The organism is Amycolatopsis sacchari, from assembly GCF_900114035.1.
In the GTDB taxonomy this organism is placed as follows: domain Bacteria; phylum Actinomycetota; class Actinomycetes; order Mycobacteriales; family Pseudonocardiaceae; genus Amycolatopsis_E; species Amycolatopsis_E sacchari.
The window spans coordinates 107,489-125,275 of the sequence record NZ_FORP01000005.1; the positions used below are offsets into that span (position 1 = coordinate 107,489).

Genomic DNA, 17,787 nt, shown 5'->3' on the forward strand with positions numbered 1-17,787 from the left:
TCCTCAAGGCGTCTACCTGAGGAGACCACAGCCGAGCCCGGAACTCATCGCCCCAGCTCGACCAGGTGCTGCTCCGACATCGCCGCCTCGCCGGTCTCCACCGCACGCAGCCGTTCGAGCATCGCGGTGAGCAGCGGCACCGGCACACCCCGCGAAGCCGCCTCCGCGAGTACCGGGCCGTAGTGGTCGTGCACCTCCACCGGGCGGTGCCGCACCGCGATGTCCCGCCAGATGCCGCTGCGGTCCTTCGGCATCGTGCGCAGCCACGCCGTCAGCCGGTCCGTCGCGGCGTCCTGCGCCGTCGAGCCGGGGACGTACGCCGCCGGGTCGAACTGGTCGAACGCCTCCAGCCGCCGCCCGCCGGCGAGCGCCACCGCCAGCACCTCCGCCGTGATCGCGTGCATCAACGGGCGGTGCCGGTCGATCAGCTCCGCCATCGGCGCGTCCGCGAGCGCCGTCGTCGTCAGCATCGCCCCGAAGCCCAGTTTCGCCCACAGGTAGCCCTCGACGTTGTCCGTCGCCTTCGCCGGGCCCCACGCCTGCAGGTCCGCGACGATCCGCTCCACCCGCTCCGAAATCCGCCCGTCCGGCTCACCCACGACGAGCGCGCCCTGCCCGCCGTCCCGGACCACGCCAGGCTCCACGACGTCCGCGAACAGGTTCACGAACGCGCCGACCGTCCTTTCCGGACCGACGACCGACGCGATCAGCCTTTCGTTGAGCCCGTTCTGCAGTGAAACCACGAAACCGTCGGACGCCAGCCGCGGCTCCAGCCACGACAGCACCCCCGCCGTCGCCTGCGCCTTCACCGCCAGCAGCACCCCGCGCAGCTCCGCCGGGGCCGCGTCCGGGACCACCGCCTCGATGCTCACCCGTGCGTCCCCGTCCGGGCCGCGCAGCACCAGTCCGTTCGACCGGATCGCCGCCACGTGCGCCTCGTCGGCGTCCACGATCAGCACCCGGTGCCCTGCCCGCGCCAGGTGGAACGCGAGCGTGCCACCGATCGCACCACCACCGACGACCGTGTACTCAGCCATGACTGTGTCCTCCCTGCTGCACGGCGGTCTGCCCGTCCCAGTGCAGCGGCAACGAGGGCGCGCCCGCGGTCGACCCACCGTCGACCCGCAGCACCGCACCCGTGATCCAGTTCGCGTGGTCCCCGGCGAGCCAGTACGCCGCCTCCGCGATGTCGGCCGGCAAACCCCGGCGCCCCAGCGGGTTCACCGAAACCGCCGCCGCGTACTCCTCGGTCACTGGGTTCGCCGGGCTGTCCACGGTGACGAAACCGGGGCTCACGGCGTTCACGCGGATACCCGCCCCGCCCAGTTCCACCGCGCACGCCTTGGTCAGCATCTCCAGCGCCGCCTTGGACGTGGCGTAGTGCGCCGCGCCGGGGCGCGCCCGCGTCGCCGCACCGGAGGAGATGTTGACCACCGCACCCGGTCCGCCCTGCCGTCCAAAAGCGACAGTCGTGAGCATGGCCGCGCGTACGTTCACGTCCTGCACGCGGTCCCACGTCGCGGCCGTCATGTCCAGCAACGGGGTCGCGGGGTAGATGCCCGCCGCGTTCACCAGCACGTCGAGCTTTCCCGCCCGTGGCACCAGTTCCTCGGCGAACGCCGCCTCGGCGAGATCACCGGGCAGCTCGGACACGTCCACTCCGTGCTTCTCGCGCAGCCCGGTGGCCACCGAGGCCAGTTCGTCCGCGCGGTAGTCGGACAAGGTCAGCCGGCAGCCGTCCGCAGCGAACCGGTCCGCGATCGCGGCCCCGATCCCTCCGCCCGCTCCGGTGACGAGCACATGCCGCACTACAGCTCCTTCCCCTTGGTTTCGGGCATCGTGAGGTACACGGCTATGCCGATCACGGCGGCGACCGCGACGTCGACCCACACGAGCCCGCCGAAGTGGTGCGCGTTCATCCACGTCGTCACGTACGGCGCGGTGCCGCCGAACAGGGCGACCGACAACGCGTACGGCAGCCCGATCCCGGTGGTGCGCACCTCCGGCGGGAACTGTTCGGCCATGATCACCGCGCAGTTCGCCGAGTAGCCGACGATCAGCACCAGCCCGATGATCTCGATGACCAGCACGCTCCAGAAACTGTTGCCCAGGAAGTGGAACGCGGGCCACGCGAACAGGAGGAACCCGGCGGCGAACGCGGTGAGCGTCGGCTTGCGGCCGATCCGGTCGGACAGCAGGCCGCCGAAGGGCAGCAGCACGAGGAACACGACCATCGCCAGGGTGTTGGCCAGCAACGCCTGGTTGAGCGGGATTCCCGTCGCCAGGTGGGCGTACGTCGGCATGTACGTGACCCACACGTAGTAGATCAGCGTGCCCGCGATCGTGATGCCCGCGACGCGCAGGGCCGCGCCCGGGTGGTCACGCACCATCGCGACGAGCGGGTTCCGGCGCGGGCCGCGCTCGATCCGCTGGAACGCCTCGGTTTCGTGCACCGACCGGCGCAGCCAGAGCCCCACGAGCCCGAGCAGGCCGGCGATCGCGAACGCCAGACGCCAGCCCCAGCCGTGCAGGTCGTCGGTGTCCAAAGTGGAATTCAGGATCGTGCCCAGCAGTGACGCGATGAGCGCACCGGCACCGACCGAAACCTGCTGCCACGACCCGGCGAACGCCCGGCGCCCGCGAGCCGCGGACTCGATCAGGAACGCGGACGACGAACCGAACTCGCCGCCCGCCGAGAACCCCTGCACGAGCCGCGCGAGCAGCAGCACCAGAGGCGCGAGCACCCCGATCTTCGCGTACGTGGGGCACACCGCGATGACCAGCGACGCGCCGGCCATCAGCGAGATGGTGAGCGTGAGGCCCTTCTTGCGGCCGTGCCGGTCGGCGTAGGCGCCGAGCACCGCGCCGCCGATGGGGCGCATGACGAAGCCGACGGCGAAGACGGCCAAAGTGGACAGCAGTGCCGTGGTTTCGTTGCCCTTGGCGAAGAACTGGTTCGCGAAGACCGGCGCGAACGTCGCGTAGACCGCCCAGTCGACCCATTCGACGGTGTTGCCGATGGCGCCCGCGACGATCGCCTTGCGCTGGTGGGTCGTCAACCGGTGGGTGGCGGGGGTCGTGACGGTCATGACGCCGCCAGCACGTGGTCGACGATCTGCGCGTGCGTGGCGAACCAGACGCCTTCGTGGCCGGAGATGTACTCCAGCAGCTCGGTCAGCACGGCGATCCGCGAGCGGTGGCCGATGATGTGCGGGTGCATCGTCAGCTGGAAGATGCCGCCGTCGGCGTACGCACCGTCGAACTCGTCACGCCAGATCGACAGCACCCCGCGCGGTGGTGTGTACGGCCGCAGCGACGCGAAGCGGTCCATCATGAAATACGGGGCGTCGTCACGGATCCACTCCACGGGGAGCTCGACGATGCCGGTCGGTTCACCGTCGGCGAGCAGCTCGTAGCAGTCGTCGTCGGCCATCAGCGACGAGTCGTACCGCAGCCCCAGCTCGCGCGTGATCTTCAGCGTGTTCGCCGAGAAGTCCCACGAGGGCGTGCGGATGCCGACGGGCCGGACACCGGTCAGGCTTTCCAGCGTGTCCGCGGCGCGGAACGCCAGCTCGCGCTCGTCCTGTTCGGACAGTGCCGTGTTGCGCTCGTGGATCCAGCCGTGCAGCGCGACTTCGTGTCCGGCATCCACATAGGACTTCGCCTCGCCCTCGTGCAGCAACGCCGACACAGCGGGCATGTAGAACGAGGCGGGCGCGGAGAACCGGTCGAGCAGCCGCAGGATGCGGGGCACGCCGACGCGGGCCCCGAACTCGCCCTGCGCGAGCTTGCCGGGCAGCACCTCGCCGTCCCGCAGCGCGGGCGTTTCGTGGTCGGAATCGAACGACAGCGCCACGGCCACCTTCGCGCCCCCGGGCCACGACGACGGCCGCAGCGGACGGCCCGCCCGCACGTGCTCGACGTGCCCCCGCCACGTCGCCTCGTCCCACTGCCAAGGTTGTTGCTCGCTCACGCGGCCTCCTTTCCGGACTCGGCAAGCCGAGGCAGTGTCAATACGTCGGCCAGCGTGGTGTTTGATGGTTCGCTCGCAAGCTCGCTCACGGATTCTCCAGGTTCACTCGGGTCGCCGGGGTCGGGGCCCAGGCACGTTTGAGGGTCTTGACCTGCAACGTCACGTCGGCCGCCTGCAGTCCGGGCAGCGCACCGACGACGTCGGTGGTGTACCGGTACAGCTCGCCGTGGTGCCGCAGCACGACCTGCCCGGCGAGGTTGAACCGGCCGGTGGTCGCGGACAGGTACTTGGTGGCGGGGTGGGCTGCCAGCTGCTGCCCGGCGGCGTCCAATGCGGACGGCAGCACCGAAAGCCACAGCATGAACTCCACCGTGAAGCCGAACAACGCCGGTTCGGCGAGCGTGCGGAACCGCAGGCAACCCCGGCGCACCAGGGACTCCATGCGACGGGACACAGTGGACTCACTCGTGCCCACCTGGCGCGCCAGGTCCTTGGCGGACATACGGCCGTCCTCGCCGAGCGCGGCGCAGATCGCCAGGTCCAGCTCGTCCAGTTTCTCGGGCGGGCTTTCCCAGTGCTGCTCCTCGAACGGCCGCGCGTCGCCGCCCCGCAGCTCCGTCACCGCGGGCTCGCCGAGTTCGCCGGAGTTCCAGTCGTGGTTGGAGGTGAACGTGCGGATCACCGCGAGCGTCTCGGTCTCCAGCAGCGAACTCCCCGCGGGCAGCCGGAACTCGGCGAGGTCGGCGTAGGAGGGCAGGACGAGTTCCGCGACGCAGTCGGCACTGCCGGCGAGCACGCTGACGTACCGGGCGTCGGGCCGCGCCGCGAACGCCTCGGCGACGTCACCGACCGTGCCGGGAGCGCACCGCGCGCGGACGAGCACGGGCACGCCGAGGCCGCAGCGGAGCACGTCGACCACGCCGATCACCCGCAGCTGCCCCGACTCGGTCAGCTGCGCGGCCCGCCGCAGCACGGTGGACTCGCTCGCGCCGACGTGCCGCGCGATCGCGCCCCAGCCGGCCCGGCCGTTGAGCTGGAGCGCCGCGGCGATGCGCCGGTCGAGGTTGCGCCCCTTGACGTCGTTCTGCACAACGCCGATTCTTCGTGCAAGAATCCGTCACGTCAAGATGCAGGATGAAGGAAAATTGCATCGCCGCGTTACGTGGTGAGGTCTACCCCCAGCGTGAGGCGGGCGTGGAGCAGCAGTCGCCGCTCCACCTCGTCCGCGGCGAGATCGCCGGTGAGCACGTCCAGCCCGTAACCGTCCTCGAGCGCGACGAAGCTGCGCGCCAGCACGGCCACGTCGTCGACGGGACGGAACTCGCCCGAGCGCTCACCGTCGGTGAGCACGCGGTGGTAGAGCGCGGTCTGCCGGTCGATGAACCGCTTGTACTCCGCCGCCGCTGTCTCGTTGCGCAGCACCACGGGCGCCAGTTCGTACAGCACCCGGCTGGCGTCCGCCGTCTCGCCCGGGCGCGGGACGCCGGACCGGATGCACGCGCGGAGCCGGTCCGCCGCCGTCGAAAACCGCGCGATCTCCTGCTCGCGACCCTCGCAGTACGTCACGCTGCCCTGCGTCAGCACGGCGGTGAACAGCTCGTGCACGTCGGGGTAGTAGTACAGCACCGAGGCCGGGGTGAGCCCGGCCTGCTGCGCGATGTCCCGCAGCCGCGCCTGCGCCGCGCCGTGCTCCAGCACGGTCTGGGTGGCGGCGGCGATGAGCTGGGCCCGGCGGGCGGTCTGGTTGCGGGGGCGCGGCATGTCCGAATCGTCGCACGGCGTTCCTGAGACCCCTGTTGACAGGCCCGAGTTCGTTATCTAAATTTCGTTTAACTTTTCCGGCTCCCTCCGTTCCGAGGACCCCTCCCATGAGCAGACCCCTTCCGCTGGCACTCGTCCAGGCGCCGACGCGGACTTTCGACGAGTACGCCGCCGAGGTGCGGCAGCTGGGCCAGGACCGGCCGCACGTGCGCCTCGTCGTCCACCCCGAACTGCACCTGTGCGAGCGGATGGAGGACGCGGAACCGCTCGACGGCCCGCGTGACCGCGCGCTCGCGCAGCTCGCGGGCGACCTGGGCCTGTGGCTCGCGCCGGGCAGCGTGTACGAGCGCGGCGACGACGGCGAGATCTACAACACCGCCGTCGTGTACTCGCCGGAGGGGCGCCGCGTGGCGTCCTACCGCAAGATCTTCCCGTGGCGGCCCTACGAAAAGACCAAGCCCGGTGACCGGTTCGTCGTGTTCGAGATGCCCGGGTACGGCCGGATCGGACTGTCCATCTGCTACGACGCGTGGTTCCCGGAAAGCACCCGGCACCTCGCGTGGATGGGCGCCGAGCTGGTGCTGAACTTCGTGCAGACGCCCACTGTGGACCGCACGCAGGAGCTCGTGCTGGCCCGTGCGAACGCGATCGTCAACCAGGTGTTCGTAGCGAGCCTCAACGCCGCCGCGCCGCACGGCGTCGGCCGCAGCCTGCTCGTCGACCCCGAGGGCAATGTGCGGGCGGAGGCCGCGGGCGCCGAGGCGACCGTGCTCACCGACGTGGTCGACCTGGCCGCCGTCGAGACCGTGCGGCAGTACGGCACCGCGGGGCTCAACCGCCCGTGGGCGCAGTGGTCGCCCGACGAGAAGCCCCTGGAACTGCCGCTGTACTCGGGGGTACTCGACCCCGCCCGCTGGGCGCCGGAAGACAGGAGCCTGTGATGGCCGCCCAGGACGCGAAACTCACCGCACGGCTGACCCTGCCCGGGGTCGTCGTGTTCGGGCTCTGCTACATGTCGCCGTCGATCGTGGTGTCGACGTTCGGCGTCATCGCGGTCGCCACCCACGGGTCCGCGCCGAGCGGGTACCTCGTGGCCACGCTCGCGATGCTGCTCACCGCGCTCAGCTACGGCAAGATGGCGAAGCTCTTCCCGGTTTCGGGCTCGGTCTACACCTACGCGCGCAAGATGCTCGACGCGCGCGTCGGGTTCCTCGCCGGCTGGGCGATCCTGCTGGACTACTTCTTCCTGCCGATGGTGGCGTGGCTGATCCAGTCGGTGTACCTCAACGCGCAGTTCCCCGCCGTGCCGGTGTGGGCGTGGCTGGTGGTCAACATCGTGCTCACCACGGGGATCAACGTGCTCGGGCTCGTGGTGGCCGACCGCGTCAACCGCGTGCTGATGGGGCTGACGATCCTCGGGTTGCTGGTGCTGGTGGGCTTCTGCGTGCACTACCTCGCGGGTGGTTCGACCGGCTCGGCCGGCACGGCGTTCTGGAACCCCGCTTCGGGCATCACGACGATCTCGGCCGGCGCGGCGATCGCGGCGTACTCGTTCCTGGGCTTCGACGCGGTGAGCACGCTGAGCGAGGAGACGCGCAACCCCCGGCGGACGATCCCGCGGGCGATCGTGCTGACCGTGCTCGCGGGCGGCGTGATCTTCGTGGGGCTGTCGTTCGTGATGCAGTGGGTGCACCCGGGCGACCAGTTCGACGACCCGTCCTCGGCGGGCTACGCGCTGTCGAACCTGGTGGGCGGCAAGGTGTTCGCGGACGTCATCAACGTCGTGACGCTCGTCGGCGGGTTCGCGTCCGGGCTGACCATCCAGGCCAGCACGAGCCGCCTGCTCTACGTCATGGGCCGCGACGGCGTGCTGCCGCGGCGGTTCTTCGGGCACCTGCACTCGAAGCTGCGCACGCCGGTGCCGAACCTGCTGCTGATCGGCGCGGCCGCGCTGCTCGCGCTGAACCTGTCGGTGGAGACGGCGACCTCGTTCATCAACTTCGGCGCGTTCCTCGGCTTCACGCTGGTGAACCTGTGCGTGATCGCGTACTTCATCCGGCAGCGGCGCAAGGGCGGGCGGCCCTCGGTCCTCACGCATGTGCTGGTGCCGCTGGCCGGTGCCGCGGTGGACGTGTACCTGCTGACGCAGCTCAGCCCGGTCGCGCGTTACCTCGGGCTCGGCTGGCTCGCGCTCGGGGTGGTCTACCTCGCCGTGCTGACGCGGGGTTTCCGCAAGGCGCCGCCGGAGTTCGACATGAGCGAGCAGGCGCCGGAACCGGTGCGGGAAAGCGCTTCCTGAGCACCGGTGCGCCCGGTCAGAGTCACTGCTGCACCGGCTTGCCGCCCGGCCGCCGGTGCAGCAGGTCGAACCGGGACCACATCGCCTCCGCGGCCTCGATCGACCTGCCGGTCCTGGCCGGGTCCACGGCCGCCAGCTGGGCCACGATCGCCTGCGCCAGCGCGATCCCGCCGGTCAGCGACGGGAAGAAGGTCACGCCCTCGGCGGGCACGATCAGCACCCGCTCCGCCGCCTCCGCCAGCGCCGGGCTCGCCGCGTCCGTGATCGCGAAGACGCGGGCGCCCCGGTCGTGCGCCTCGTTCGCGGCCAGCACCGTGCTCTCGTACAGCCGCCAGAAGCTGATCGCCACGAAGGCGTCCTCCGCGGTCAGCTTCGCCGTCGCGTTCGCCAGTTCCGCGTCGCCCGCCGTGATCGCGTGCACGTCGTACCCGGCGAGCCGCGCGTTGTGGGCGAAGGCGATGCCCACCGCCGCGTAGCTGCCGTCCGCGATCACCACCGTGCGCCGCGCGGCGGCGATCGCCTCCGCCACCTCGCGGATCTCCGCCTCGTCGAACCGCCGGTTCAGCAACGCGAGCCCGTCGAGGTCCCGGCGCAGCGCCGCCGACGCGGGGGAGCCGACGCCGTGGTGCTCCTCGGCGACCTCCGGCGCGCTCAGCGACGACAGGTACCGCGCACGCAGTTCCTGTTGCAGCGCGGGCCATCCCGCGAACCCGAGCGCCTGCGCCGTCCTCGTCACCGTCGCGACGTTGACCCCGGCGAGCCGGGCGAGATCCGCCGTCGAGCCGAACGACGCCTCACGCGGCCGCGAGACCAGGACCTCCACCACCGCAGCCGACTTCGGGCGCAGCCCACGCTCCGGCACGCGCGCGCGTAGCCACTCCTCGAACCCGTCGAGGTTCCTCCTGTCCGCCACCCGCGCACCGTATCCCACTGTTACAAGCATGCAAAGCGTATTGCAGTTTCGCGAATCTGCAGGATACGTTGTCGGAACTCCTGGTGGTCCCCTTCCGGAAGGCGTTGGGATGACGCTCCTGGCACGACTCGACCGGCTGCCGCTGGCCCGGCCGCACTACCTCCTGCTGCTCATCGGCGGGCTCGGGTACACGTTCGACGGCATGGACTCCGCCGTCGTCGCGTTCCTGCTGCCCAGTGTCAAGTCGGTGTGGCAGCTCAGCAACGGCGAGCTGGGGCTGATCGGCTCCGCGACGCCGTTCGGCTTCCTCTTCGGCGCGATCGCGGCCGGCCTGCTCGGCGACCGCGTGGGCCGCAAGAAGGTCATGATATACGCGCTGGCGTTCTACGCGGTGTTCTCCGTGATCGCCGCGTTCTCCCCGAACTACGAGATCTTCCTGGTCTCGCGCGTGCTCGCCGGGGCCGGTGCGGGCGCGGAAAGCGCGATCATCGCCCCGTTCCTGTCGGAGTTCGTGCCCGCGAAACGCCGCGGCTGGTTCGTCGGCGCGCTCGCCGGGTTCTTCTCGTTCGGGTTCGTCGCCGCCGCGCTCATCGGCCGGTTCGTCGTGTCGGCCGTGCCCGAGGGCTGGCGGGTGGCGCAGGTGATCACCGCGCTGCCGATCGTGCTCCTGCTGTGGTGGCGCCGTTCCCTGCCGGAATCGCCGCGCTTCCTGCTCGCGCACGGCCGGACCGCCGAGGCCGAACAGGTGGTCGCGCGGCTGGAACAGGCCGTCGAAAAGGCCACGAAGGCACCGTTGCCGCCGGTACCCGAGGCCGCGGCCCAGCCCATGACCGAAACCCCGAAGGTCAACCTGCTCACAGCGCTGAAGTTCCTGTGGAGCCCGGCGATGGCCCGGCGCACAGCGGTGATCTGGGCCGTCTGGTTCGTCATTACCTTCTCGTACTACGGTTTCTTCTCCTGGATCCCCACCCTGCTCGTGGAACGCGGGATCACGGTGACGAAGAGCTTCGAGTTCTCCATCATCATCTACCTCGCGCAGGTGCCGGGCTACTTCTCCGCGGCGTGGCTGTCCGAGCGGCTCGACCGCAAGCACACGATCGCGCTGTACCTGACGGGCTCCGCGGTAAGCGCTTTCTGGCTGAGCCAGATGAACGCGCCGTGGTCGATCACGCTCGCGGGAGCGGTGTTGTCGTTCTTCCTCAACGGAACCTACGCCGGGGTGTACTCGTACACGCCGGAGGTGTTCCCGACGTGGATCCGCGCCACCGGCACGGGGTTGTCGAGCGCGTTCGGCCGCGTCGGCAGCATCCTCGCGCCGACGATCATCGGCGTGTCCGCCGCGAGCCTCGGGTTCGGCGGCGTGTTCGGCCTCACCACCGCGGTACTGGTGCTGGGCGTGTTGTGCGTGGTGGTCTTCGGGTTGTCCACCGCGGGCCGCTCGCTGGAGGAACTGACCGAGTCCGGCGCACCCGTCGCCGTCACGAAGGAGCTGAACAAGTGACTGATCTGTCCACTGTGGAGGAAAAGGTGCGCGCCGAGGTCGGTGCGCGGCTGTTCACCGTGCTCGCCTGGGTGCCCGAGCGGCGCACGATGCGCCGGGTGTACACGAGCCACCCCGAGCAGTACCCGGTCGGCGGCGAGAAGAGCGTCGAGATCACCGGTGGCTGGCTGGAGCGGTGCATCGTCCGGCAGGAGCCGTTCTTCGGGCCGGACCTGGCGTCGGTGCGCGAGGTGTTCGCCGACCACGAGCTGATCGACTCGCTCGGCTGCGGCGCGGTGATCAACGTGCCGGTGGTCGACGGGGGCGAGACGCTGGGCGCGCTCGCCATCCTCGACGCGGAGGGCGCCTACGACGAGGCGTCCGTCGAGGCGGCGGTGAAACTCGCGCCGCTGGCCGTGCCCGCGCTGCGGGAGCTGCGGTGAACCTGCTGCTGCGCAACGCACTGCTGCTCGACCCGGAGACCGGCGAGTACACCGAGGGTGATCTGCGGTGCGCCGACGGACGGATCGTCGAAACCGGCCGGGGGCTGACCGCCGACGTCCGCACCGAGGACCTGCGGGGCGCCGTCGTGCTGCCCGGGCTGATCGACGCGCACGTGCACGTCACGGCGTCCACCGCGGACCTCGGCTCGCTGCCGTCGACGGCACCGTCCTATGTGGCCCTGCAGAGCGCGCGGACGATGAACGGGATGCTGTCCCGTGGGTTCACCACGGTGCGGGACGCGTCGGGCGCGGACTACGGTCTGGCCGACGCGCAGGCCGAAGGGCTGTTCCGCGGGCCGCGGCTGTTGTTCTGCGGGCGGGCGCTGAGCCAGACCGGCGGGCACGGCGACAGCCGGAGCCGCGGCACCCACCGGCACGACGACCACCCGTGCTGCGCCGGCCTCGGCCGCATCGCGGACGGGGTGGACGCCGTGCGGGCCGCCGCGCGGGACGAGCTGCGCAAGGGCGCGCACCACATCAAGATCATGGCGTCCGGTGGCGTCGCGTCGCCGACCGACCGCATCGACTCCACGCAGTACTCGGCGGAGGAGATGCGGGCGGTGGTGGAGGAGGCGGAGGCGGCGAACCGGTACGTCGCCGCGCACGCCTACACCGCACGGGCCGTGAACCGGGCGCTGGAGCTGGGTGTCCGGTCGATCGAACACGGGAACCTGCTGGACGACCGCAGCGTGGAGCTGTTCCGCGAGCACGACGCCTTCCTGGTGCCCACGCTCGTGACGTACTGGGCGCTCAAGGAGGAGGGGCGCGAGTTCGGCCTGCCGGAGGCGAGCTGGCGGAAGGTGGACGAGGTGCTCGGCGCGGGGCTGGCGGCGCTGGAGCGGGCCGCGCGCGGTGGGGTGAAACTGGTGTACGGCACGGATCTGCTGGGCGGGATGCACCGGCACCAGAACACGGAGTTCCGGCTGCGGGCGGAGGTCCAGACCCCGCTGGAGGTCCTCCGCTCGGCGACCACGGTGGCGGCGGAGCTGGTCAACATGGCTGGTGAGATCGGCACCCTCCGCGCCGGCGCACACGCTGACCTGGTCATCGTGGAGGGCGATCCGCTGGCGGACATCGGCGTCCTCGCGGACCCGAAGCACATCCGGCACGTCGTGCAGGGCGGGGAAGTCGTGGTGTGATCCAGGGGCGGCTCGTCGTGGGACGGGCCGCCCGTGGGGGCGGCTCCTGGGTGGGGGGCCGTCCGCGGGGGTGGCGTGATCGGTCCGGGCGCGTGGTGTGCCGGGTGCGCTGCCCCGGTTGGCGCGCCGTGCTCCGGTGGCTCCGCCCGCGGCGCAGAGGTCACCCCCGCTCGCCCCGGCGCGGCTGCCTCCGGGCGGCGCGGCGTGCGAGGCTTCGGCGCGCCTGGTCCCGCTGCCAGCGCGGTTGCCCCCTCACGTGGCGTGCCGGGTGCGCGCCCCGGTTGGCGCGCCGTGCTCTGGTGGCTCCGCCCGCGGCGCCGAGGTCACCCGGGCGCGCCGCGGCCGCCTCCGGTCGGCGCGCCGCGGCCGGACCCCGATCCAGGTGGCTTGACCGCGCCGAGACCGGGGTATTCCCCCGCCGTGGTCGCCACGTACCTGCTCCCCGTCCAGACCGCGCTGGTGCTGTTCCCCCTCGTCGCGCTGGTGCTCATGATCCCGGCCGCCGTCGTCGGGTACCGGCGGCGTGGCCGGGCGGGCGGCCGGACCGCCGTCGTCTTCTACGCGTTCGTGTTCTACCTGCTGGCCATCGCCATGCAGACGATCGTGCCGCTGCCCGACGGCAGCGCCTACTGCACCGAACCCACCTACGCCAGCAGCCCCCAGCTGCGCCCGTTCAACTTCCTCGACGTGATCGCCCAACGGGGGCACGGCCACTTCGGCCCGGTGGCGCTGCTGCACAACCCAGCGGTCTGGACCACTGCGCTGAACGTCGTCATGCTGGTGCCGCTCGGAGTTTTCCTCCGGTACGCCGCGAGAATGCGCTTTCTGCCCGCGGTGCTCGTCGCGTTCGGGGTATCGTTGTTCTTCGAGCTGACGCAGCTGACCGGACTGTGGTTCGTCTATCCGTGCCCGTACCGGCTGTTCAGCGTCGACGACCTGATCCTCAACACCGCAGGCGGCGCTGTGGGCTGGCTCGCCGCCGGCCCGCTGTCGAAGGTCCTGCCGGAGCTCGACGCCGAACGGGACCGCCGCCGCTACGCCGCGAAGGTGACCGTACCGCGCCGGTTGTTCGCGCTGGTCACCGACCTCGTGGCGTTCACCGTGCTGATGGCGTTCGTGTTCGGGCTGCTGACGTTGTTCGGCGAAAGCCTCGAACACCGGCGCACCCTGATCCTCGTGCTGGGGCTGGTGTGGTTCGTGCTGGTACCCACCCTGACCGGCTCCACGCTCGGCAAACGCGCGATGCTGCTGCGCGTCCGCCGCACGAACGGCCGTCGTGCGGGGCCCGTGTCACTGGCGGTGCGCAACGGGATCCTGCTCTCGCCGCTGTGGTTGCTGTGGCTGCTGATGAACCTCGACTGGAACGTGGCCGCGCACCCGGAGCAACTGCTCGTGCCCGCCGGGCTGCTGGTGTCCGTCCTGGTCGTCGTGGTGTGGTCCCCGCTGGCCATCCTCCTCGACGACGAGCACCGCGCTCCCTACGAACGCCTCACCGGCACGGTGAACACGGCGATCGTGCCGGAACCAGCACCCCGGGAGCGGGTTCCGGAAGAATCACGGGCGTGAACCGGCTGGCGGAAGAACGCAACATCTGGCTCTGCACCCTGCGGGCGGACGGCTCGCCGCACCTGACGCCCGTGTGGTTCGTGCACCTCGACGGGACGTTCTGGATCGGCAGCGGCGCGCGGAACGTCAAGGTGCGCAACATCGAGCGCGATCCCCGGGTGAGTCTCGCGCTCGAAGACGGTGACGCGCCGATCGTCGCCGAGGGCCGGGCACGGGTGCACCGCGGCACCCTGCGGCCGGATGTGCTCACCGCGCTCGCGGCGAAGTACGACGGCTGGGACGCGGCGGCGGAGCTCGAGCCGTTCGGGGCGCGGGTGCTCATCGAGGTCCCCGTGGCGCGCTGGCTGCTCCACCCCTGATCACAGCGCCCGCACCGCCGCGAGCACCTCCTCCGGCACGTCGAAACCGCCCCGTGCCAGTGCCTCCGCCCGCGCCGCCGCGGAGCGGTCGAACGGCATCCGAACCGGGGCATCTCCCGCCGGGCGCGTGGCCCGGATCGCCTCAGCGTACTGCGATACGTCCCGCTTGAAGTCCTCTGTGGACCGAAGCAGGTCGGGCCGCAGTGCGATGGCCAGGAAACCGAAGTCGGTCAGCTCACCCGGCAGGATCGGCGATCCCGCGAGCACCCCCAGCAACTGCACGACGATCGCCAGCCCGCTGCCCCGGTGCCCGCCCCACGGTGCGAACGCCCCCGCCAGAGCCGCCGCCGGATCCGTCGTCGGCGCACCCGCCGCGTCGAACGCCACGCCCGGCGGCAGGGGGTCACCGAGCCGCCCGGCCAGCACGACCTGCGCGTGCACGATCGCCGACGTGCCGACGTCCCAGATCACCGGCCCGTCCGCCCCGGGGAACCCGAAGCACACCGGGTTCGTCCCGAACCGCGCCTCCGTTCCGCCGTGCGGCGCGACCCACGGCGTCGCGTTGGACGCGAGCAGGACCACGAGGTCCCGGGCCGTCGCCTGTTCGGCGTAGTAGGACAGCATGCCTGTGTAGTACGTGTTGTGGGCACCCACGACGGCGATCCCGGCGGCGGTCGCTTTGTCGACCGCGATCTGCACAGCCCGCTGCGCGACGACGTAACCGAGCCGGTCGCCGCCGTCGAGCAGCGTCGACACCGGGCTCTCCCGCAGCACGGAAACCGGGCGTGGGGAACCGATTCCGCGGTCCGCGATGCTCAGGATCCGCGCCAGCCCGCTGTACCCCAGCCCCCGCAGCTCGCAGTCGATCAGGTGGTCCGCGGTGATCGCGGCCTCCTCGGGGGAGAGGCCGAGCCGCCGCAGTGCTCCGACCGCGACGGCCCTGGCCTCCGCCACCGGCACGAACATCAGCCGAGCACCGTCGCCACGGCGGCGGCCGGGCCCCCCAACGCCGGGAACCGGTCCCGCACGCGGCCGTCGTGCCCCGGGATCACCGTGGCGTTCCGCTCCTCGGCCAGGCGGTTGATCAACGCCAGCGCCCGCCGCATCTCGTCCAGGTCCGTGAACGCGAAGAACGGCCACTCGTTTTCGATCTGCTCGTAGAAGTGCGCCGCGTCGGCCGCCATGATCAGCGGCCCCGACCGGCTCTCGACGATCGTCAGCAGCTCGCCGGGGGAGTGGCCGCCGACCGGGATGACCGTCAGCCCCGGCGCCACCTCGGTCTCCTCCGTCACCAGCCGCAGGCGCCCCTCCTTTTCGGCCCGCCACACGGCTTCCAGGTGCCCCGCCGTCGCAAACTCGCCGTCGAGCTCCCCGCGGTGCCACTTGCCGAACCAGTACTCGTGCTCGGCCACACCCGACACGACCTCGGCGTTGGCGAACAACCCGAGGTGTCCGATGTGGTCGTAGTGGAAGTGCGAAGTGACCACAGTGGACACGTCGAGTGGGTCGACGTCCAGCAGCCGCAGGGCATCCGGCGTGGAGATGACCGGCTGCTCGCCGAGCCAGTCGCGCTCGGTGATGTCGTACCCCGTGTCCAGCAGCACGATCCGCGAGCCGTCCCGCAGCACCCAGAAGTTGTAGTCCATCTGGAGATCGCCGTCCGGCTGCCCGTAGGAGGCGTACTCGTGCAGCACGGCGCTCTTCCGCGTCACCCGCTCGCCGTAGCGGACCTGCACGACCTCGAAGCCGGTCACCGCTCCAGCTCCTCGACGAGGATCGGCACCGCGACCGTCGCGGCGTGGATGCCCACGACGCTGACGATCTCCAGCACCTCCATGATCTCCTCCTGCGTCGCCCCGTACCGCACCGCGTTGCGCATGTGCAGCTTCAGCCCGGGTACGTACAGGTGGGTCGCGGACGCGTCGAAGGCGGTGTAGATCAGCTCCTTCACCTTCGGCTCCAGCACGCCCGTCCGCCACGGCACGGACGAGAACTCCGTGTACGCCTCGAAAAGCTCCGGGTCGACCTCCAGGATGCCGTCCCAGAACGAGTGCCAGTACCCGCGGTTCTCGGTGAACTCGGCCTTGATCCGCTCCTGGTTCTCGTCGAGCGGCCTGGGCCCCTTGCGGATGCCCTCCTCCTCCAGCACTTCCAGCAGGAGCGGAACGCCGATGTTCGACGCGTGGATGCCGAGCGTGGAGGTCAGCTCGATGACCTCCATGATCTCCTCCTTGGTCGCGCCGAACGCCAGCGCGGCGCGGATGTGCTGGCGCACGCCCGGCGTGTACAGGTGGGTGGCGGCCGCGTCGGCGGCGATGTAGACGAACTCCTTCACCTTGTCCGGCAGGTGGTTCTTGCGCCACGGCACCGCGGAGAACTTCAGGTACGCCGCGAGGAAGTCCGGGTCCAGCCGGAGGATGTCCTCCCAGGCGTCGCTCCACGTGCCGCGCACCTTGATGAACTCGGCCTTCAGCTCTTCCTGCCGCTGCGTCAGACTCGCCGTCATCGTCGTCCCTTCCCGTGTTCGTTCTGCAGCCAGCGCACGATTTCCGTGTGGTCGGCGGTCGGCGGCAGCTCCTCGGCCGCCTTCGCCCACAGCTCGACGGCCGACTCGCCGAGCGCCGACGGCAGGCCCGTCTCCCGCGCGAGTTCCACCGCGATCCGCATGTCCTTGAGCATCAGCCGCAGCCCGAACCCGGAGTCGAACGTGCCGGGCAGCACGAACTTCGGCCATTTCGCCTCGGTGGACCCGCTGCGCCCGCTGGAACCGTTGACCACGTCGAGCATCACCTCGGGGTCCAGCCCGAACTCCTGCCCCGCCAGCAGGGCCTCGGAGCTGACCAGCAGGTGCGTGGCGGACATGAGGTTGTTCAGCGCCTTGAGCGCGTGTCCCGCACCGACGTCGCCGACGTGCTGCACCTTGCCCCCGATGCGTTCCAGCACCGGCCGCACGTGCTCGACGTCCTCGGCCGCGCCTCCGGCCATGACGGTCAGCGTGCCCGCCTCGGCGCCGCCGACCCCGCCGGACACGGGCGCGTCCACCATCGGCACGCCCCGGCTCGCCGCCCACTCCGCGACCGTGCGCGTCGAGTGCGGCCGGGACGAGCCCATGTCGACGAGGACCGTGCCCGGCCGGGCGGCCTCCAGGAGCCCGTCGGAGTACAGCACCCGCTCCACGACATCGGAGTTCGGCAGCATGAGCAGCACCGCGTCCGCACCGGCGGCGACCTTGTCCACTTCGGACACCACGGTCGCGCCGAGCGCCGCCACGCGCTCGCGCGCCTCGGGATCGGTGTCGTAGCCGCGCACCTCGTACCCGGCCTCGACGAGCCTGCGGACCATGGGCGTGCCCATGTTGCCGAGCCCGACGAACCCGAGCGTGGCCCCAGGTTGCAGCGTCACGGGACCTCGACCCCCTCTTCGGCCAGCTCGGTGAGCACCCGCTCGGCGACGCGGAAGGACTCCAGCGCCGCCGGCACCCCGCAGTAGATCGCGGTCTGCAGCAGCGCCTCCTGGATCTCGCTCTGCGTGCAGCCGTTGCGCACCGCGCCGCGGACGTGCACCGCGAGCTCGTGCATCCGGTTGAGCGCGGTGAGCATCACCAGGTTCAGCAGGCTGCGCGTGCGGCGTTCCAGCCCGTCCCGCGTCCAGACCTCGCCCCAGCAGTACTCGGTGACCAGCTCCTGCACGGGACGGCTGAAGTCCGTGACCTTCGCCAGCGACCGCTCGACGTGCCCGGCGCCCAGCACCTCCTTCCGCGTCGCGAGTCCCGCTTCGAACCGTGCCTGATCCAT

General features: G+C 71.1%; 19 protein-coding genes. 7 read left to right on the forward strand and 12 right to left on the reverse strand.

Annotation, left to right across the window (positions count from 1 at the left end):
- Positions 1 to 44 precede the first annotated feature (44 nt).
- The 6 genes from BMZ92_RS10875 to BMZ92_RS10900 form a co-directional block, all read right to left on the reverse strand.
- Positions 45 to 1,037, reverse strand: coding sequence for a ketopantoate reductase family protein (locus BMZ92_RS10875; RefSeq protein ID WP_091505811.1), 993 nt, complete (start codon positions 1,035 to 1,037; stop codon positions 45 to 47).
- A complete protein-coding gene (locus BMZ92_RS10880; protein ID WP_091505812.1) occupies positions 1,030 to 1,809 on the reverse strand; it encodes an SDR family NAD(P)-dependent oxidoreductase in 780 nt (259 codons plus the stop codon). The genes BMZ92_RS10875 and BMZ92_RS10880 overlap by 8 nt, the downstream gene beginning before the upstream one ends.
- On the reverse strand, positions 1,809 to 3,089 hold the full coding sequence (locus BMZ92_RS10885; RefSeq protein ID WP_091505814.1) for an MFS transporter: 1,281 nt from the start codon (positions 3,087 to 3,089) through the stop codon (positions 1,809 to 1,811). Before BMZ92_RS10885 ends, BMZ92_RS10880 begins: the two co-directional genes overlap by 1 nt.
- A complete protein-coding gene (locus BMZ92_RS10890; RefSeq protein ID WP_091505816.1) occupies positions 3,086 to 3,973 on the reverse strand; it encodes a polysaccharide deacetylase family protein in 888 nt (295 codons plus the stop codon). Before BMZ92_RS10890 ends, BMZ92_RS10885 begins: the two co-directional genes overlap by 4 nt.
- Before the next feature lie 85 nt (positions 3,974 to 4,058).
- Positions 4,059 to 5,063, reverse strand: coding sequence for an Lrp/AsnC family transcriptional regulator (locus tag BMZ92_RS10895; protein ID WP_091505817.1), 1,005 nt, complete (start codon positions 5,061 to 5,063; stop codon positions 4,059 to 4,061).
- A 68-nt stretch (positions 5,064 to 5,131) separates the two neighbouring features.
- Complete coding sequence (locus tag BMZ92_RS10900) at positions 5,132 to 5,734, reverse strand: TetR/AcrR family transcriptional regulator (protein WP_091505819.1); 603 nt, start codon at positions 5,732 to 5,734, stop codon at positions 5,132 to 5,134.
- A 107-nt stretch (positions 5,735 to 5,841) separates the two neighbouring features.
- On the opposite strand from BMZ92_RS10900, the gene BMZ92_RS10905 reads away from it, so the two are divergent.
- Both BMZ92_RS10905 and BMZ92_RS10910 read left to right on the forward strand, forming a co-directional pair.
- Positions 5,842 to 6,675 (forward strand): carbon-nitrogen hydrolase family protein, encoded by an 834-nt coding sequence (locus tag BMZ92_RS10905; protein ID WP_091505821.1) that lies wholly within the window; start codon positions 5,842 to 5,844, stop codon positions 6,673 to 6,675.
- Entirely contained in the window at positions 6,675 to 8,033 is a 1,359-nt protein-coding gene (locus tag BMZ92_RS10910; protein ID WP_091505822.1) for an APC family permease, read from the forward strand. The genes BMZ92_RS10905 and BMZ92_RS10910 overlap by 1 nt, the downstream gene beginning before the upstream one ends.
- Positions 8,034 to 8,055: 22 nt before the next feature.
- Here the strand turns inward: BMZ92_RS10910 and BMZ92_RS10915 are convergent, their stop codons facing one another.
- Entirely contained in the window at positions 8,056 to 8,976 is a 921-nt protein-coding gene (locus tag BMZ92_RS10915; RefSeq protein WP_091505824.1) for a MurR/RpiR family transcriptional regulator, read from the reverse strand.
- A 79-nt stretch (positions 8,977 to 9,055) separates the two neighbouring features.
- Between BMZ92_RS10915 and BMZ92_RS10920 the strand changes: the two genes are divergently transcribed.
- The 5 genes from BMZ92_RS10920 (at position 9,056) to BMZ92_RS10940 (ending at position 13,993) form a co-directional block, all read left to right on the forward strand.
- Complete coding sequence (locus BMZ92_RS10920) at positions 9,056 to 10,447, forward strand: MFS transporter (RefSeq protein WP_091505826.1); 1,392 nt, start codon at positions 9,056 to 9,058, stop codon at positions 10,445 to 10,447.
- Positions 10,444 to 10,869: a GAF domain-containing protein gene (locus BMZ92_RS10925; RefSeq protein ID WP_091505828.1), complete on the forward strand. Its 426-nt coding sequence runs from the start codon at positions 10,444 to 10,446 to the stop codon at positions 10,867 to 10,869. Before BMZ92_RS10920 ends, BMZ92_RS10925 begins: the two co-directional genes overlap by 4 nt.
- Entirely contained in the window at positions 10,866 to 12,068 is a 1,203-nt protein-coding gene (locus BMZ92_RS10930; RefSeq protein WP_091505829.1) for a metal-dependent hydrolase family protein, read from the forward strand. Before BMZ92_RS10925 ends, BMZ92_RS10930 begins: the two co-directional genes overlap by 4 nt.
- A gap of 387 nt (positions 12,069 to 12,455) precedes the next feature.
- Complete coding sequence (locus BMZ92_RS10935) at positions 12,456 to 13,634, forward strand: VanZ family protein (protein WP_245782996.1); 1,179 nt, start codon at positions 12,456 to 12,458, stop codon at positions 13,632 to 13,634.
- Positions 13,631 to 13,993 (forward strand): TIGR03618 family F420-dependent PPOX class oxidoreductase, encoded by a 363-nt coding sequence (locus BMZ92_RS10940; RefSeq protein WP_245782997.1) that lies wholly within the window; start codon positions 13,631 to 13,633, stop codon positions 13,991 to 13,993. The genes BMZ92_RS10935 and BMZ92_RS10940 overlap by 4 nt, the downstream gene beginning before the upstream one ends.
- Here the strand turns inward: BMZ92_RS10940 and BMZ92_RS10945 are convergent, their stop codons facing one another.
- Genes BMZ92_RS10945 through pcaC form a run of 5 tightly spaced genes read right to left on the reverse strand, consistent with a single transcriptional unit; the run spans position 13,994 to position 17,787 of the window.
- Positions 13,994 to 14,959 carry an Ldh family oxidoreductase gene (locus tag BMZ92_RS10945; RefSeq protein ID WP_091505833.1) on the reverse strand — a complete coding sequence of 322 codons (966 nt, stop codon included), beginning with the start codon at positions 14,957 to 14,959 and terminating at the stop codon, positions 13,994 to 13,996.
- Positions 14,959 to 15,747: an N-acyl homoserine lactonase family protein gene (locus tag BMZ92_RS10950; RefSeq protein WP_091505834.1), complete on the reverse strand. Its 789-nt coding sequence runs from the start codon at positions 15,745 to 15,747 to the stop codon at positions 14,959 to 14,961. Before BMZ92_RS10950 ends, BMZ92_RS10945 begins: the two co-directional genes overlap by 1 nt.
- Positions 15,744 to 16,499: a carboxymuconolactone decarboxylase family protein gene (locus tag BMZ92_RS38125; protein WP_091505836.1), complete on the reverse strand. Its 756-nt coding sequence runs from the start codon at positions 16,497 to 16,499 to the stop codon at positions 15,744 to 15,746. The genes BMZ92_RS10950 and BMZ92_RS38125 overlap by 4 nt, the downstream gene beginning before the upstream one ends.
- On the reverse strand, positions 16,496 to 17,395 hold the full coding sequence (locus tag BMZ92_RS10960; RefSeq protein ID WP_218153439.1) for an NAD(P)-dependent oxidoreductase: 900 nt from the start codon (positions 17,393 to 17,395) through the stop codon (positions 16,496 to 16,498). Before BMZ92_RS10960 ends, BMZ92_RS38125 begins: the two co-directional genes overlap by 4 nt.
- Positions 17,392 to 17,787: a 4-carboxymuconolactone decarboxylase gene (gene pcaC, locus BMZ92_RS10965; protein WP_091505837.1), complete on the reverse strand. Its 396-nt coding sequence runs from the start codon at positions 17,785 to 17,787 to the stop codon at positions 17,392 to 17,394. The genes BMZ92_RS10960 and pcaC overlap by 4 nt, the downstream gene beginning before the upstream one ends.